Genomic DNA, 15620 nt, shown 5'->3' on the forward strand with positions numbered 1-15620 from the left:
AGGCGAGATAGCGATCGACCGCGGCCCTGGTCTCGCCGTCGACGCCGCAGCAGTAGCTGCCGAACTGGACGCTGACCGAGCAGGACGCATCGGCCGGCGTCGCCGGGGGCGCGGCGCCGGCGCCTGCGCAGCCGGCGAGCAGGGCGAAGGACAGGGCGGCGATGGGCAGGCGCGTTCCGGGCATGTGGCCGGCCATCTGGCGTCCCCCGTGCGACGAAGACAAGGCCGCGCTAGAACGCGCCGATGATCCGCCTGTTCATCCCGCACGATCTCGCCGCCGGCGCGCGCCTCGACCTCGACGAGGGCCAGAGCCGTTACCTGGCCGCGGTGATGCGGCTGGGCGTGGGCGACGCGCTGGCCGTGTTCAACGGCCGCGACGGCGAGTGGCGCGCGGTCGTGACGGGCGTCGGCAAGCGCGCGGTGGCGCTGGAGGCGCAGGCGCAGACGCGGCCGCAGGCGGCGGGGCCGGACCTGGACCTGGCGATCGCGCTGGTGAAGCGGGCGCGGCTGGAGACGATCGTGGAGAAGGCCGCCGAGCTGGGCGCGCGGCGCGTGCGGCCGGTGATCACCGAGCGCACCAACGCCGACCACACGCGGGTCGACCGGCTGCGGGCCATCGCGGCCGAGGCGTCCGAGCAGACCGGGCGGCTGGACGTGCCGCAGGTGCTGGAGCCGGTGAAGCTGGACGCGATGCTGGCGGACTGGGACGCCGGGCGCAGGCTGCTGTTCTGCGACGAGGCCGGCGATGCCGAGCCGGTGCTGCGGGCGGCCGACGCCGGCGGGCCGTGGGCGGTCCTGATCGGGCCCGAGGGCGGGTTCTCGCCGAGGGAGCGGGCGACGCTGCGGGCGCTGCCCTACGCCACGCCGGCGACGCTGGGACCGCGGATCCTGCGGGCCGACACCGCCGCGATCGCCGCGCTCACGCTCTGGCAGGCGGCGGTGGGCGACTGGCGTTGAGCCGGACGCTTGAAGCTGAGCTTATGCCGCCCTTGAGCTTCCTGGAATTGCGCCCACCTATCTTGGCGGCGTAAAGATGCGCGGCCGCGGGACCTCTGCCCGCCGCCACGGCGTTGGGGCCTTGGAGGATACGAATGGCCGAGGCCGCCTGCGACGACCGTCCGCTGGTTTTCGAAGACCTGGTCCGCTGGATGGCGGACGGGGCCAAGCCCGCCAGCGAGTGGCGATGTGGCGCCGAGCACGAGAAGTTCGTCTTCCGGATCGCCGACAACTCGCCCGTTCCCTATGAGCCGCGGGGCATCAAGGCGCTGCTGGACGGGCTCACCCGCTTCGGCTGGACGCCGGTCTACGAGGGCGACAACGTCATCGCGCTGGAGCGCGGCATGGCCAACGTCAGCCTGGAGCCGGGCGGGCAGTTCGAGCTGTCGGGCGCGCCGCTCGACACCGTGCATGACATCTGCGAGGAGACCGGCCAGCACCTCAGCGAGGTGAAGCAGGTCGCCGACGAACTGGGCCTGGGCTTCCTGGGGCTGGGATTCACGCCGGTCTGGCGGCGCGACCAGATCCCGGTGATGCCCAAGGGCCGCTACAAGATCATGCGGGAGTACATGCCCAAGGTCGGCAAGCTCGGCCTCGACATGATGTTCCGCACCTGCACGGTGCAGGCGAACCTCGACTTCGCCGACGAGGCCGACATGGTCGCGAAGTTCCGCACCAGCCTGGCCCTGCAGCCGATCGCCACCGCGCTCTTCGCCAACTCGCCGTTCGTCGAGGGCAAGCCGTCGGGCTTCGTCTCGTCGCGGGCGAACGTGTGGACAGACACCGACGCCGACCGCACCGGCATGCTGGACTTCGTGTTCCGGGACGGCTTCGGCTTCGAGGCCTACGCGCGCTACGCGCTGGACGTGCCGATGTACTTCGTGAAGCGCGACGGCAGGTACATCGACGTGGCCGGGCGCTCGTTCATCGACTTCATGGACGGCGCCCTGCCCGAACTGCCGGGCGAGCGGCCGACGATCAAGGACTGGGCCGACCACACCACCACGATCTTCCCCGAGGTGCGGCTCAAGAAGTACCTGGAGATGCGGGGCGCCGACGCCGGGCCGTGGAGCCGGCTCTGCGCGCTGCCGGCGCTGTGGATGGGCGTGTTCTACGACGCCCCGGCGCTGGCCGCGGCCTGGGACCTCTGCAAGCACTGGAAGATCGAGGACCACGAGCGCCTGCGCGCCGACGTGGCGCGGCGCGGCCTGAAGGCCGAGATCGCCGGCCGCAGCGTGCAGGACGTGGCGAAGGACATGGTGGCGATCGCCAAGTCGGGCCTGAAGAACCGCAACCGCCTGTCGGCCGGCCTCGTGGACGAAAGCAACTACCTGTCGGAGCTGGAGCAGATCGCCGACAGCGGCGTCACGCCCGCCGAGCGCCTGCTGGAGCTCTACCACGGGGCCTGGAAGGGCGACGCCAGCCGCGTCTTCGGCGACCTCGCGTACTGAGCGGCGACTTTCGACACGGGGACTGCCGCTTTCGGCGGGCTGACGCTTGACGATGAGCGTCGGGTCTGGCGAGGGTCCTCGCGACGTTCCCGCCCCCCACGAGGCACGTGATGCCCGTCAAGCTGCCGAAATATGCGCACTGGGTCGCCGAACGGCGGTTCCTCGTGGACGAGAGCCGCCTGCCGGCGCTCGAGGACGCCGACGCGCGCCTGATCGAGGACCTCTACATCGACAACGGTCGCCTCCGGCTGCGGCGGATCACGCTTCCCGGGGGCGAGCAGGAGTTCAAGCTCGCCAAGAAGTATGCGCCCGACAACCCGCTGATCGGCCCGATGACCAACCTCTACCTGGCGGGCGAGGAGTACCACGCGCTGAACACCCTGCCCGGCAAGCGGGTGGTTAAGCGCCGGCACAAGGTGGGCGCCTTCACGATCGACATGTTCGAGGGCCCGCACGACGGGCTGGTCACCGCCGAGTGCGAGGCGACCAACCGCATGGCCGCCATGTCGTTCGACGTGCCCGACTGGTGCGTGCGCGAGGTCACCAACGAGGAAGCCTACACCGGCTGGCGGCTGGCGCAGACGCAGGCGGTTCCGCAGGGCTGACCAGACCCGCCCAGGTGGGGTGGCCTACCGCACCCCGCCTTCGACGTCGGGCGTCCGCTCCGTGGGCCGCCAGTGCTCGCGCTGGGCGTGGCCGTCGCCGGCGTCGGTGTGCTGGACGACCTCGTCCACGGTTTCGCCGCCCGGGACGTGGCGCGGGTTCACCGCGGCGTCGTCGACCTCGTAGAGCTCCACCCTGTCGGCATAGAAGGCGAGGTAGCCGTCGATGGCCTGCATCGCCGGGTAGGGCTGCTCGTAGGTCCAGACGGCGTTCTCCTCGAGACGTCCGTCCATCAGCAGCGAATAGTAGCTGGCGTCGCCCTTGTAGGGGCAGTGCGTGCTGTGGGTCGTGCGCGAGAGGTACTCCATCGAGACGTCGTCCCGCGGGAAGTAGATCACCTCGGGATAGGTGCTTTCCTTCAGGACCAGGGCGCCGGCGCTGTCGGCGATCACATGGCCTTCGAACCTCGCACGCCACCGCCGGTCGGCGGCGCGGATATGGATGGGATGGTCGGGACCGGGAATCTTCATGGCGGGCGCCTCCTGAGGGCTCAACGCGCCGGGCGCGATCGGGCTGCGCGGCATATGGCGACGATCCGCCGGCGCGCGCCAGGGCAGGCGGTTGCTTGTGCGTGTGACAGACGCGTGATTTTCTCGCGCCGAATTGTCCGCCGGGGGAGGGAGCGTCCGCCCGCCTGCGATCAGGGAAAACCGGAAACCCCGCAAGATGTTGATCATCGTCCTCGGCATCGTGGTGACGCTCGTCACCGGACTGCCCGTCCTCATGCAGATGCTGCGGAACCACCCGCGCGGCCTGCTGATCCTGTTCTTCGCCGAGATGTGGGAGCGGTTCTCCTACTACGGCATGCGCGGGATCCTGATCTTCTACCTCACCCAGCACCTGCTCTTCGAACAGGGCGACGCGAGCAACCAGTACGGGTCGTACACCAGCCTGGTGTACCTGCTGCCGCTGCTGGGCGGGCTGCTGGCCGACCGCTGGCTCGGCACCCGCAAGGCGGTGGCGTTCGGCGCGCTGCTGCTGGTGGCGGGCCACCTGACCATGGCGGTGGAGGGCCGCCCGGCGACCCAGACGCTGACCTACGCGGGCCAGGCCTATCCCATCGCCATCGAAGGCCGGATGGAGGCGCGGACCGCGAAGATCGTGGTGGCCGGCCAGGCCTACGACTTCGGCGCCAGCCCCGAGGGCGCGTTCGAGATCAAGAACCTGCCGGCGGGCGCGCCGCTGCCGGCCGCGCTGCCGAAGGGCTCATACGAGCTGAAGAAGGACGTCGACGCGTTCGGCAAGAACGCCTTCTACCTGGCGGTCTCGCTCATCATCATGGGCGTCGGCTTCCTGAAGCCGAACATCTCCACCATCGTCGGCCAGCTCTATCCGCAGGGCGATCCCCGGCGGGATTCCGGCTTCACCCTCTACTACTACGGCATCAACCTCGGGGCGTTCTGGGCCGCGGTGCTGTGCGGCTACCTGGGCCAGACGCTGGGATGGTGGGCCGGCTTCGGCCTCGCCGGCGTGGGCATGGCCGCGGGCTTCGTCGTCTTCGTGCTGGGCAAGAAGCACCTCGAGGGCAAGGGCGAGCCGCCCGATCCCGAGCTGCTGAAGGCCAGGGTCGCGGGGCCGCTCACCCGCGAAGGGCTGATCTACCTCGGCGGTGTCCTGGGCGTGATCCCGGTTTGGTTCCTGGTGCAGAGCAACGACCTGGTCGGCTGGGCGCTGGCGGCGTCGATCCTCGCCTCCCTCGCCTTCGTCGTCTGGTTCATGGTCAGCCAGTGCGACAAGGTCGAGCGCGAGCGGATGATGCTGGCGCTCGTGCTCGTGTTCGGTTCGGTGGTCTTCTTCACCCTGTTCGAACAGGCCGGCACGTCGCTCAACCTGTTCGCCGCCAACAGCGTCGACCTGATGGGGATCACGGCGGCCCAGACCCAGTCGTTCAACGCGGGCTTCATCCTGATCTTCGCGCCGGTCTTCGCGGCGATGTGGGCCTACCTGGGCCGCCGCGGGCGCAACCCCAACCCGACGCTCACCTTCGGCCTCGGCCTCCTGCAGGTGGGCCTGGGCTTCCTGGTGGTGGTTTGGACGCAGGGGCTGGCCGTCGAGTACAAGATGCCGCTCTACATGCTGGGCCTCCTCTACCTGCTGCACACGACCGGCGAGCTCTTCCTGTCGCCGGTGGGCCTGTCGCAGATCACCAAGCTCAGCGTGGCCAAGGTGGTCTCGTTCATGATGGCGGTCTGGTTCCTGGCCTCGTCCATCGCCCAGTTCGTCGGCGGCCGCATCGCGGGGCTGATGGGAACCGAGACGGTCGGCGGCCAGGTGCTCGACCCGGCCGCGGCGCTGGCGACGTCGCTGGACGGCTTCAACAAGCTGGGCTGGGCGGGCGTCGGCTGCGGCGTGGTGTTCGTGGCCCTCAGCTTCGTGATCAAGGGCTGGGCCCACGGCGTGGACCAGCCGCAGGAGCCCGCGGTGATCGCGCCGACGGTGGACGGCGAGCAGCCGACCACCAGCCGCGTGTAGCCGCCCCGGTCGGGGCGGCCGGCCTCCTCAGCCGAACGTCTTGCGGACGCGGAAGTAGAGGCTGCGGCCCGACTCGTAGAGGCGGTCGTCGATCGCGGGTGCGCCCGGCGCGTTGCGCGGCGCCGCATACGCGTAGACCGTGCGGTGGAGGCCGCGCGCGGTGGCGTTCTCCAGCTCGAAGCGGATGTTGAGGTCCGGCTGGGGCCGCCACTCGACGAACGGCTGGACGAAGGTGCGCAGCTTGGTGGTCTGGATCAGGTTGTAGCGGTAGGACGTCTCGCGCCAGCCACCGAAGGCGTTGACGCCCCAGCTCAGCTTCCCGGCCGCCAGGTCCTGGGTGAAGTTCAGGTTCCAGTCGACGGGGTGAAGCTCGGAGATCTCGCGCGAGGTCCGCGTCGTCGGGTCGGTGACGTCGGTCCAGCGGCGGGTGACGTCGCCGCGCAGCGTCGCGCCCTTCAGGCCGACGCGGTCCAGGGGCACGTTGTATTCGAGCGCGAGCTCATCCTTGGTCCCGTCGCCGATGTTCGCGGGGCGGTCGAAGATCGACCCGTCGCTGGCCGTCACCGGGCCTCGGTCGACGGCGTCCTTCAGCTCGTAGTGGCGGAAGGTGAGGGTGAGCGAACCCTTGTCCCAGAACCGCTGCTCGACGGCGGCCTCGGCGACCCACGCCTGCCCCGGATCGAGGTCGGGATTGCCGGCCGACACGCCGGCGTCGCTGTTCAGGCTGGCGTTGGCGACGAAGTCGTCGAAGTTGAGCTGGCCGACCTCGCGCTCGAGGCGCACCCGGACCTGGGTGCTGGGCAGCACGTCCCAGGCGACCGCGACGCGCGGCTTCACGTAGCTGAGCGTCTTCTCCAGCACGACGTCGCCGTCCGACTCGAGCTTCGAGCGCTCCAGGCGGACGCTGGCGTCCACGGTCCAGCCGGCGGCGGGGCGCCAGGCGCTCTTCAGGAAGACCTCGCTGCGGTCCTCCTCCACCTGCACGGAGCCCGCCGGCAGCGGGATCGCCGCGCCGTTCACGGTCAGGCGCGTCTCGCTGTTCAGCTCGTTGATCGCCGTCTCGGCGCCGACTTCGAACGACAGCCTGTCGCTGAAGCGGTGCTTGGCCACGGCGCGGCCGATCGTTTCGCTCGACTCCCGGCTGAGGTCGAAGACCGAGCGGTCCGCGTCGAAGAACACCGACAGGATCGGGCGCTCGCGGTCGGTGCGCAGCGCCACCAGCTCCAGGGTCGTGCGGGCGCCGAGCGCGCGGGTGTAGTTCGCGCCGATCTCGCTGTCCTCGCGGCGGAAGACGTCGATCCCGACCTCGGTCAGCGGGGCCGTGACGCCGACGATATCGGTCTCCTCGCCCTTGTACTTGTCCTTGTAGTAGCGGCCGTTGAGCTTGAGCTTCCCGCCGGCCAGCGGCGTCTCGAAGGCGCCGGTCACATAGCCCTGCAGGGAGTCGCCTTCGCCGCGGACGCGAACCGGCGTGACCGCGCCGTTGCGGTCGATCCGCTGGCCGGGGCCGTCGCCGAAGCCGTCGTCCTGACCCTTCCCGAAGAAGCTGCCCAGTTCCCAGCGCGCCTGGCCGAGCGAGCCCGAGGCCTCGACGCGCGAGGCCAGCAGGGTGCGGCCGTCCTTCGTGTGGTTCTGGGAGGCGGCGACGAGCAGGCGGGCGCCGCCGCCCGCCTTCTTGACGACGTTGGCGATGACGGTCTTGCCCTGCATGTCGATGCCGGGGGCGCCGCCGCGGACGATGTCGATGCGCTCGACGGCGCCGGCCGGCAGGCGGCGCAGGATCTGTTCCAGGTCGTCGGTCTTGGTCGCGGGGCGCGCGCCGTCGATCAGCACGTTGCCGGCCGAGCCTTCGTAGCCGCGGGCGTTCGACCCCGAATCGAAGGTGAAGCCGGGGATGCGGTCCACCATCTCCATCGCGTTCGCCGGCGAGTACGGGGCGAAGAAGCTCGCGGGATAGGTGATGGCCCCCTGCTGTGGGCCAGCCGCAGGCGCAGCGGCGACCGCCGCCTGCGCGAGGACGTAAAAAAGCATGGAACTCTCCCTTGGCGCGGAGCCTGGCCCGTCGCCGTTATTCGGGGCGAGTTAAATGCCCGTAACGTGGATTAAATCGCGGAAATCTTTCCGGCGCCCACATCAGCCTCCGAAGGTCTTGCGCAGGCGGAAGTAGAAGCTGCGGCCCGGCGTCAGGTCGCGGTCGTCGGTGAAGAGGAGCGGTGCGGTCGAGCGGGGGCCGTCGTAGATCTTGGTGGCGATGCGGATGCCGCGCTCGGCGGCGTTGCGCATCTCGACACGGAGCGTCAGGTCGGGCGTCAGCTTCCGCTCGGCGAAGACGATCAGGTAGGCGTTGTGCAGCTTCACGTCCGAGATGAAGTTGTAGCGGAACGACTCCTGGCTCCAGCCGGAATAGAGGTCGAACCCGAGGCTCGCGCGGTACTGCGGCAGGTCCTGGCTGAAGTTGACGCTCCATTCCAGCGGCCGCAGGCGGGAGATGTGGCGGGTGGTGAGCGTCGTCGGGTCGGTGACCTTCGACCAGCGCCGGTTCAGTTCGCCGCGGAGCAGACCGCCCTTCCAGCCGAAGCGGTCGCTGGGCAGGTTGAGGTTCAGGACCAGCTCGTCCTTGGTCCCGTCGCCGATGTTGGTCGGCTGGTCGAACACCTGGCCGCCGGGCAGGAAGACCGGGCCGCGGTCGATGGCGTCCTTCAGCTCGGAGTGGCGGAAGGTGACGGTGAGCGCGCCGGCGCCCCAGAAGCGCTGCTCCAGGGCGACTTCGCCCACCCAGGCCTGCTGCGGGTCGAGGTCGGGATTGCCGGCCGAGACGCCCGTGCCCTGGGCGAAGTCGGAGCCGGCGACGAAGTCGTCGAAGTCGAGCTGGCCCACCTCGCGCTCGACGCGGACGCGGAGCTGGGTGTCCTTCACGGGCTCCCAGCTCACCGCCAGGCGGGGCTTCAGGAACTGGAGCCGCTTCTCCAGCGCCACGTCGCCGGCGGACGAGATCTTCGAGGCCTCGAAGCGCAGGCCCGCGTCCACCGTCCACGGCGGGGCGGGTCGCCAGGTGGCCTTGGCGAAGACCTCGCCGCGGGTCTCCTCGACCTTCACGTCGGCGGCGGGGAGCGGCGTGTCGACGCCGTTCTCCAGGTTCTGGGCGTGGGTGTCGAGCTTGTTCAGCGCGCCCTCGCCGCCGACCTCGAAGGACAGCGACGGCGAGCGCTGGTGCTTCAGCACGGCGCGCCCGATCGTCTCGCTGGTGTCGCGCCGGCTGCGGAATTCCGAGGTGTCGCCGCCGAAGGTGAAGAGCGAGAAGCCGTGGTAGTCGTAGTCGGTGCGCAGGCCGACCAGCTCGAGCTTGGTCCGGGCGCCGAAGTCGCGGGTGAAGCGGGCGCCGGCCTCGGACTGGAACTCGTCGTAGGGATCGGTGGAGCTGGCGACGCCCAGGTTGACGGGCAGGCTGTAGCGGTCGGTCTCCTCGGACTTCCAGCTATTCCAGAACAGCCGGCCGTTCACGGCGATGCGGCCGCCGGCCAGCGGCTGGGAGTAGGCGCCGGTGACGAACTGCTGCAGGCCGTCGCTCTCGTTCTTCACCCGGGCGCGACGCAGGACCGTGCCGTCGGGCGCGATCCGGACCAGCGGTCCGAACTCGCCGCCGTCGTCGTTGCCGTAGCCGTAGCGGGCCATCGCCTCCCAGGTGCGCACGCCGTCGCCGCCCGAGAGTTCGAGGCGCATCCCGTGCATGTTGCGGCCGTCCCAGAGGTGGTCGTTGGCGATGGCGAAGAGGCCGCGGAAGCTGGCCCCCTGCTTGCGCACGACGTTGGCGATGACGGTCTTGCCCTGCATGTCGATGCCGGGGGCGCCGCCGCGGACGATGTCGATGCGCTCGACCTGGGCGACAGGGATGCGGCCGAGGATCTGGTCGAGGCTGTCGGTCTTGGTCGACGGGCGCTGTCCGTCGATGACGACGTTGCCGGCGGCGCCCTCGTAGCCGCGCACCGAATCGCCGGTGTCGAGCTGGAAGCCGGGAATCCGCTGCAGCATCTCGTAGGCGTTGGCGACCTGCTGGCCCTGGAAGAACTGCGCCCCGTAGCTCGAGACGCCCTGATGGACGGCCGCTTCCGGCGTGGCGGCGACGGCCGCCTGCGCCAGCATATGAATCAGCGACATAAGCTCTCTCCCAACTGCCGGGAGAGGTGGACCCGCGGTCGCGGCGCCAGCGAGTTAAATGGCCGTAAGGTGGGTTAAATCGGAGACAGAATCGCCGCCCGCCAGGGGATCGCCCAAAGCCCTTCGCTGGCGCCCGACTCAGGTCGGCCACTCGTCGAATTGCGGGGAATCGTCGCCGATGACCTCCCAGCGCGCCTTGGAGCCCACGAAGATGTGCCCCGAGCGGGCGAGGTCGGGGTCGCCGTCCAGCGCGCCGGCGGGCACCAGGACCCGCAGGCCATCCGACAGTATGTGCGGGACGGGGCAGCCACAGGTCTTGCAGAACAGGCTCTTCCAGCCCTCGGCCGTGGCGTAGACCTGGACGTCGTCCTCGCCGGAGATCCACGCGAAGCGGTCGCGGCGCACGTTGAGCACGGCGTTCGAGCCGACGCCCGAGACGCGCCGACACCTGGAGCAGTGGCAGAAGCCCACCGGCGCGAGCTTCTCCTTCAGCCCGAACCTCACCGCCCCGCAGAGGCAGCCGCCGGTGGCGACGAAGCCGGCCGCCTCGCTCATACGGCGGTGCCGCCGACCGTCAGGCCGGTGATCTTCAGCGAGGGCTGGCCCACGCCCACGGGCACGCTCTGGCCCGACTTGCCGCAGACGCCGACACCCGGGTCGAAGTCGAAGTCGTCGCCGATCATGGTGACGCGGGTCAGCGCCGAGGGGCCGTCGCCGATCAGGGTCGCGCCCTTCACCGGGACCGTGACCTTCCCGTCCTCGATCAGGTAGGCCTCGGTGCATTGGAAGACGAACTTGCCGCTGGTGATGTCGACCTGGCCCCCGCCGAAGTTGGCGCAGTAGAGGCCCTTCTTCGTGGACGCGATCATCTCCTCGCGCTTGTGGTCGCCGCCGAGCATGGCGGTGTTGGTCATCCGCGGCATGGGCATGTGGGCGTAGGACTGGCGGCGCGCATTGCCCGTCGGGGTCATGCCCATCAGCCGCGCGCTCATCCGGTCGTGCATATAGCCGACGAGGATGCCGTCCTCGATCAGGACGGTGCGCTCGGTCGGCGTGCCCTCGTCGTCGACGGTGAGGGAGCCGCGGCGGTTCAGGATCGTGCCGTCGTCGAAGACGGTGACGCCGGGCGCGGCCACCCGCTCGCCGATCTTGCCCGAGAAGGCCGAGGTGCCCTTGCGGTTGAAGTCGCCTTCCAGGCCGTGGCCGACGGCCTCGTGCAGCAGCACGCCGTTCCAGCCGGGGCCCAGCACCACGTCCATCTCGCCGGCCGGGCAGGGGACGGCGTCGAGGTTGGTCAGCGCCTGGCGCAGCGCCTCGTCGATCTGGGCCTGCCACTTGTCGGGGCTGATCCAGGCCTCGAAGCCGGCGCGTCCGCCGGCGCCGGTGTAGCCCTGCTCGCGACGGCCGTCGCGCTCGACGGTCACCTGCACGTTGATGCGGCAGAGCGGCCGCACGTCGCGGATCAGCCGGCCGTCGGCGCGCAGGATCTCCACCGTGCGGCGCTCGCCGGCGATGGAGGCCATCACCTGCACGATGCGCGGGTCGCGGGCGCGGGCCCAGGCGTCGATCTCCTGGAGCAGGGCGACCTTGTCGGAGAACTCGGGCGAGGCCAGCGGGTTGTCCTCGCCGTAGAGCTTGGCGTTGGTGGCGCGCGGCGCCTCGGCGGCGGTCCCGGCGTAGCCGCGCTTGGCCAGCTTGGCCGAATCGGCGGCGCGGCGGATCGCGGCCTCGCTGATCTCCGAGGCGTGGGCGTAGCCGGCGGTCTCGCCCGCCACGACGCGCAGGCCGAAGCCCTCGGTCGAATCATAGGCGGCGGATTTCAGCCGGCCGTCGTCGAACAGGAAGGATTCGCTCTCGGAGCGTTCGACGAACAGCTCGCCGTCGTCGGCTCCGGCCAGCGCGTCGCCGAGGATATCCTGGGCGCGGGCGGGATCGACGCCGACGGAGTCGAGGATCGAGGGAGCAGGGACGGGCGCGTTCATGGCCGGAACATAGGCGCCCGGCGGCGGCGAGACCAGCGCCGCCGATGAAGCTGCCCCAACGCGACGGGGGAGGTTCGCGGGCTGGCGGCTGCGGACGCCGGCCCCTATCTCAGCCGCTCAACATCCAAGTCGGAGACGCCCCGCGATGGCCTATTCCCTGTTCGACGCCTCGATCCCGGTCTACCTGCACATGCTGAAGAACCTCGCGGCCATCCTCGAGAAGGCCGAGGCGCATGCGAAGGCCGCGGGCGTCGATCCGCAGAGCTACCTGGACGCGCGGCTCGCGCCCGACATGCATCCGCTGACCAACCAGGTGCAGCTCGCCAGCGACGCGGCCAAGAGCGGCGCGGCGCGCCTCGCCGGCGTGACCCCGCCCAGCTTCCCCGATACCGAGACCACCTGGGCCGAGGTCAAGGCGCGTGTCGCCAGGACCATCGCCTTCGTCGAGGGCGTGAAGCGCGAGCAGGTCGACGGGCGCGAAGAGGCGACCATCGAGATTCCGCTTCCGGGCCGCACGCTCAGCTTCTCCGGCCGTGATTTCCTGGCGCTGTTCGCGCTGCCGAACTTCATGTTCCACGTGACCATGGCCTACGGCCTGCTGCGGGCCCGGGGCGTGCCGCTGGGCAAGATGGACTTCCTGAACGGATCGCAGGCGGTCGCCGCCTAAGGCAAAGTCTTCCTCAGCGGGTCGTGGCCCCAGTTCATGAGGCTCCAGCGCCAGCGGGTGTCGGTGACGTCGCCGCCCGTCCTCCAGGCCTGGGGCCGCTGGGCGAGGTGGCGGCGGCAGTAGCCGATCACCTTCTTCATGTGCCGGTAGTCGGCGTCGGTCAGGTCGGCGACGTCGGTGTCGCGGATCGTCAGGATCTTCCGCGCCGACTGCCGGCCGACCGATTCGGTCTCGCCCTTCCTCACGAAGCCCACGTTCCGGCTCTGCGCCGTCTCCAGCCAGGCCCGCAGCTCGCGCTGCGAAAGGTTCGTCAGGCGATCGAATTCCTGGCGGATGGCGTGCTCTTCGTCGGGGCTCAGGTGCATCGGGCGGGCCTTCGTCGAACGGGGGTTGGCCGTCTGCGTCTCGTTAGGCGCTCCGAACGCCTTGGCAAGCCTTTGGGATGCGCGTATGGACCCCGGCGAAGGGGCGAACCGGGCGTCGCGAAAGTGCGTCCGCGCGTCCTGTTCTTGGGAGCCGGCGGCAGATTCGCCCGTGCCTCGCGGGGCGTCGACGGTTCAAGCAGACCGAGGGGACATGAAGTCGAGCTTTCAGGGATGGCGGACGCGGGCGGCAGGCGCCCTCGCGGGCGCGGCGACGGCGTTCTGGGGTGCGGCGGCGATGGCTGCCGATCAGTTCGGGCAGCCGACGGACAAGGCGATCGACCTGCAGCCGGGCGTGACCCCGCTGCGTGAGGACGCCATCTGGTTCCACAACGTGATCCTGATGCCGATCATCACGTTCATCACGCTGTTCGTGCTGCTTCTGCTGATCATCGTGGTGGTGCGGTTCAACAAGCGCGCCAATCCGACGCCGGCGCGGTTCAGCCACAACACCGCCCTCGAGGTCGCCTGGACCTTGATCCCGGTGCTGATCCTGATGGTGATCGCGATCTTCTCGTTCCGGCTGCTGTTCGCCTACAACGACATGCCGAAGCCGGACCTGACGATCAAGGCGACCGGCTACCAGTGGTACTGGGGCTACGAGTACCCCGACCAGAAGATCGGCGAGTTCGTCTCCAACGTCCTGCCGGAAGACCAGGCCAAGGCGAAGGGCGAGCCCTACAGGCTGGCGGTGACCGAGCCGCTGGTGGTGCCGGTGAACAAGGTGGTCCGCGTCCAGGTGACCGGCGCCGACGTGATCCACGCCTTCGCGGTGCCGTCGTTCGGCGTCATCACCGACGCGATCCCCGGCCGCCTGAACGAAACCTGGTTCAAGGCCGACCGCATCGGCACCTACTACGGCAACTGCCGCGAACTCTGCGGCGTGGACCACGCGTTCATGCCGATCGAGGTCCGGGTGGTGAGCCAGGCCGAGTTCGACGCCTGGGTGGCGAAGAAGGCTCCGCCGCCCGCGCCTGCGGCCCCCGCCGCTGCGGACGCCGCCGCTCCGGCTGCGGCGGCTGCGCCGGCCGCGACCCCCGAAACGAAGGCGCCCGCCGCGCCTGCCGCCGCCACGCCTGCGCCCCCGGCGCCGGCCGCGAAATAAGCTTCAGGATCCGCGTAAGATGGCCACACAAGCCGCCGCTCACGACCACCACGACGACCACGACCACAAGCCGGGGTTCTTCACCCGGTGGTTCCTGTCGACGAACCACAAGGACATCGGGACGCTCTACATCCTGTTCGCCATCATGGCCGGGATCGTGGGCGGCGCGCTGTCGGGCCTGATCCGCTGGGAACTGGCCGAGCCGGGCATCCAGATCTTCCGTGAAGGGTCCTGGCTCTCGCAGCTCAAGATCGGCGGGCACAGCATCATCGAGGCCTCCAAGCACGGCTACAACGTGGTCGTCACGGGCCACGCGCTGGTCATGATCTTCTTCATGGTCATGCCCGCCATGATCGGCGGGTTCGGGAACTGGTTCGTGCCGCTGATGATCGGCGCGCCCGACATGGCCTTCCCGCGCATGAACAACATTTCGTTCTGGCTGCTGGTCGCTTCGTGGGTGCTGTTGCTCACGTCGATGTTCGTCGACGGCGGCCCGGGGCGCGGCTTCGGCGGCGGCTGGACGGTCTATCCGCCGCTCTCCACGTCGGGACACACGGGCCCGTCGATGGACCTGGCGATCCTGTCGCTCCACCTCGCGGGCGCCAGCTCGATCCTGGGCGCGATCAACTTCATCACTACGATCTTCAACATGCGCGCGCCGGGCATGACGCTCCACCGGATGCCGCTGTTCGTGTGGTCGATCCTGGTGACGGTCTTCCTGCTGCTGCTCTCGCTGCCCGTGCTGGCCGGCGCGATCACCATGCTGCTGACCGACCGCAACTTCCACACCCACTTCTTCGACGCCCAGGGCGGCGGCGACCCTGTGATGTTCCAGCACCTGTTCTGGTTCTTCGGGCACCCGGAAGTGTACATCCTGATCCTGCCCGGGTTCGGCATGATCTCGCACATCGTCTCGACCTTCAGCCGCAAGCCGGTCTTCGGCTACCTGGCGATGGCCTACGCGATGGTCGCCATCGGCTTCATCGGCTTCGTCGTGTGGGCGCACCACATGTACACCGTCGGCATGGGCATCGAGCTGCGCGCCTACTTCGTGGCCGCCACGATGGTCATCGCGGTGCCGACGGGCGTGAAGGTGTTCAGCTGGATCGCCACGATGTGGGGCGGCTCGATCGACTTCAAGACGCCCATGCTGTGGGCGATCGGCTTCATCTTCCTGTTCACCGTGGGCGGCGTCACGGGCGTGGTGCTGGCCAACGCCGGCATCGACTACAGCCTGCACGACACCTACTACGTGGTGGCCCACTTCCACTACGTGCTGTCGCTGGGCGCCGTGTTCGCGATCTTCGCGGGCTTCTACTACTGGTTCGAGAAGATGTGGGGCGTGAAGTACAACGAGTTCCTCGGCTCGCTGCACTTCTGGATCATGTTCGTGGGCGTGAACCTCGTGTTCTTCCCGCAGCACTTCCTGGGCCTCCAGGGCATGCCGCGCCGCTACATCGACTATCCCGAAGGCTTCTCCTACTGGAACCACATCTCGTCGCTCGGCTACCTCATCACCCTGGCCGGCGTGGGCGTGTTCCTGGTGGTTCTGGCCGAGGCGGCGATCCGTCGCCGCAAGGCCGAAGCCAACCCGTGGGGCGAGGGCGCCACGACGCTGGAGTGGACGCTGAGCTCGCCGCCGCCGTTCCACCAGTTCAACGAACTGCCGGTCATCAAGCCCGACGCGCACCACTAAGGGCCTGATCC

At 69.5% G+C, this 15620-nt stretch carries 14 protein-coding genes; 7 read left to right on the forward strand and 7 right to left on the reverse strand.

The window, feature by feature from the left end; genetic code table 11:
- Positions 1-196, reverse strand: a 196-nt coding sequence (locus JNL41_RS02235; RefSeq protein ID WP_293472639.1) for a hypothetical protein, incomplete at its 3' end; no start/stop codon positions are given.
- Between the two features lie 47 nt (positions 197-243).
- Here JNL41_RS02235 and JNL41_RS02240 point away from each other — a divergent pair.
- The 3 genes from JNL41_RS02240 to JNL41_RS02250 all read left to right on the forward strand — a co-directional run bounded on the left by JNL41_RS02240 (position 244) and on the right by JNL41_RS02250 (position 3052).
- Positions 244-957: a 16S rRNA (uracil(1498)-N(3))-methyltransferase gene (locus tag JNL41_RS02240; protein ID WP_293472640.1), complete on the forward strand. Its 714-nt coding sequence runs from the start codon at positions 244-246 to the stop codon at positions 955-957.
- A 134-nt stretch (positions 958-1091) separates the two neighbouring features.
- A complete protein-coding gene (locus tag JNL41_RS02245; protein WP_293472641.1) occupies positions 1092-2447 on the forward strand; it encodes a glutamate--cysteine ligase in 1356 nt (451 codons plus the stop codon).
- 110 nt (positions 2448-2557) lie between these two features.
- A complete protein-coding gene (locus tag JNL41_RS02250; RefSeq protein WP_293472642.1) occupies positions 2558-3052 on the forward strand; it encodes a hypothetical protein in 495 nt (164 codons plus the stop codon).
- 24 nt (positions 3053-3076) lie between these two features.
- Here the strand turns inward: JNL41_RS02250 and JNL41_RS02255 are convergent, their stop codons facing one another.
- Positions 3077-3580: a DUF427 domain-containing protein gene (locus JNL41_RS02255; RefSeq protein ID WP_293472643.1), complete on the reverse strand. Its 504-nt coding sequence runs from the start codon at positions 3578-3580 to the stop codon at positions 3077-3079.
- 196 nt (positions 3581-3776) lie between these two features.
- Between JNL41_RS02255 and JNL41_RS02260 the strand changes: the two genes are divergently transcribed.
- Entirely contained in the window at positions 3777-5582 is a 1806-nt protein-coding gene (locus tag JNL41_RS02260) for an oligopeptide:H+ symporter (protein WP_293472644.1), read from the forward strand.
- A 27-nt stretch (positions 5583-5609) separates the two neighbouring features.
- On the opposite strand, the gene JNL41_RS02265 is transcribed toward JNL41_RS02260, so the two are convergent.
- From JNL41_RS02265 to tldD, 4 genes are all read right to left on the reverse strand, one after another.
- Entirely contained in the window at positions 5610-7613 is a 2004-nt protein-coding gene (locus JNL41_RS02265) for a TonB-dependent receptor (RefSeq protein WP_293472645.1), read from the reverse strand.
- A gap of 102 nt (positions 7614-7715) precedes the next feature.
- A complete protein-coding gene (locus JNL41_RS02270) occupies positions 7716-9737 on the reverse strand; it encodes a TonB-dependent receptor (protein ID WP_293472646.1) in 2022 nt (673 codons plus the stop codon).
- Positions 9738-9875: 138 nt separating this feature from the next.
- Entirely contained in the window at positions 9876-10292 is a 417-nt protein-coding gene (locus JNL41_RS02275; protein WP_293472647.1) for a GFA family protein, read from the reverse strand.
- Positions 10289-11719, reverse strand: a complete 1431-nt coding sequence (tldD, locus tag JNL41_RS02280) for a metalloprotease TldD (RefSeq protein WP_293472648.1) — start codon at positions 11717-11719, stop codon at positions 10289-10291. The genes JNL41_RS02275 and tldD overlap by 4 nt, the downstream gene beginning before the upstream one ends.
- A gap of 145 nt (positions 11720-11864) precedes the next feature.
- Here tldD and JNL41_RS02285 point away from each other — a divergent pair, with 145 nt between their 5' ends.
- Positions 11865-12386 (forward strand): DUF1993 domain-containing protein, encoded by a 522-nt coding sequence (locus JNL41_RS02285; protein ID WP_293472649.1) that lies wholly within the window; start codon positions 11865-11867, stop codon positions 12384-12386.
- On the opposite strand, the gene JNL41_RS02290 is transcribed toward JNL41_RS02285, so the two are convergent.
- Entirely contained in the window at positions 12383-12751 is a 369-nt protein-coding gene (locus JNL41_RS02290) for a DUF3140 domain-containing protein (protein WP_293472650.1), read from the reverse strand. The two genes, JNL41_RS02285 and JNL41_RS02290, sit on opposite strands and share 4 nt — an antisense overlap.
- 211 nt (positions 12752-12962) lie before the next feature.
- Here JNL41_RS02290 and coxB point away from each other — a divergent pair, with 211 nt between their 5' ends.
- Positions 12963-13913, forward strand: a complete 951-nt coding sequence (coxB, locus tag JNL41_RS02295) for a cytochrome c oxidase subunit II (protein WP_293472651.1) — start codon at positions 12963-12965, stop codon at positions 13911-13913.
- A gap of 19 nt (positions 13914-13932) precedes the next feature.
- Positions 13933-15609, forward strand: coding sequence for a cytochrome c oxidase subunit I (ctaD, locus tag JNL41_RS02300; RefSeq protein ID WP_293472652.1), 1677 nt, complete (start codon positions 13933-13935; stop codon positions 15607-15609).
- The last annotated feature ends 11 nt before the right edge of the window (positions 15610-15620 follow it).

Origin of the sequence: Phenylobacterium sp., from assembly GCF_016793285.1 — a bacterium.
Lineage (GTDB): Bacteria > Pseudomonadota > Alphaproteobacteria > Caulobacterales > Caulobacteraceae > Phenylobacterium.

Bases quoted from the DNA above. Each gene is read 5' to 3' on its own strand.
- JNL41_RS02240 (WP_293472640.1), top strand. From the start codon at position 244: ATGATCCGCCTGTTCATCCCGCACGATCTCGCCGCCGGCGCGCGCCTC.
- JNL41_RS02245 (WP_293472641.1), top strand. From the start codon at position 1,092: ATGGCCGAGGCCGCCTGCGACGACCGTCCGCTGGTTTTCGAAGACCTG.
- JNL41_RS02250 (WP_293472642.1), top strand. From the start codon at position 2,558: ATGCCCGTCAAGCTGCCGAAATATGCGCACTGGGTCGCCGAACGGCGG.
- JNL41_RS02255 (WP_293472643.1), bottom strand. From the start codon at position 3,580: ATGAAGATTCCCGGTCCCGACCATCCCATCCATATCCGCGCCGCCGAC.
- JNL41_RS02260 (WP_293472644.1), top strand. From the start codon at position 3,777: ATGTTGATCATCGTCCTCGGCATCGTGGTGACGCTCGTCACCGGACTG.
- JNL41_RS02265 (WP_293472645.1), bottom strand. From the start codon at position 7,613: ATGCTTTTTTACGTCCTCGCGCAGGCGGCGGTCGCCGCTGCGCCTGCG.
- JNL41_RS02270 (WP_293472646.1), bottom strand. From the start codon at position 9,737: ATGTCGCTGATTCATATGCTGGCGCAGGCGGCCGTCGCCGCCACGCCG.
- JNL41_RS02275 (WP_293472647.1), bottom strand. From the start codon at position 10,292: ATGAGCGAGGCGGCCGGCTTCGTCGCCACCGGCGGCTGCCTCTGCGGG.
- tldD (WP_293472648.1), bottom strand. From the start codon at position 11,719: ATGAACGCGCCCGTCCCTGCTCCCTCGATCCTCGACTCCGTCGGCGTC.
- JNL41_RS02285 (WP_293472649.1), top strand. From the start codon at position 11,865: ATGGCCTATTCCCTGTTCGACGCCTCGATCCCGGTCTACCTGCACATG.
- JNL41_RS02290 (WP_293472650.1), bottom strand. From the start codon at position 12,751: ATGCACCTGAGCCCCGACGAAGAGCACGCCATCCGCCAGGAATTCGAT.
- coxB (WP_293472651.1), top strand. From the start codon at position 12,963: ATGAAGTCGAGCTTTCAGGGATGGCGGACGCGGGCGGCAGGCGCCCTC.
- ctaD (WP_293472652.1), top strand. From the start codon at position 13,933: ATGGCCACACAAGCCGCCGCTCACGACCACCACGACGACCACGACCAC.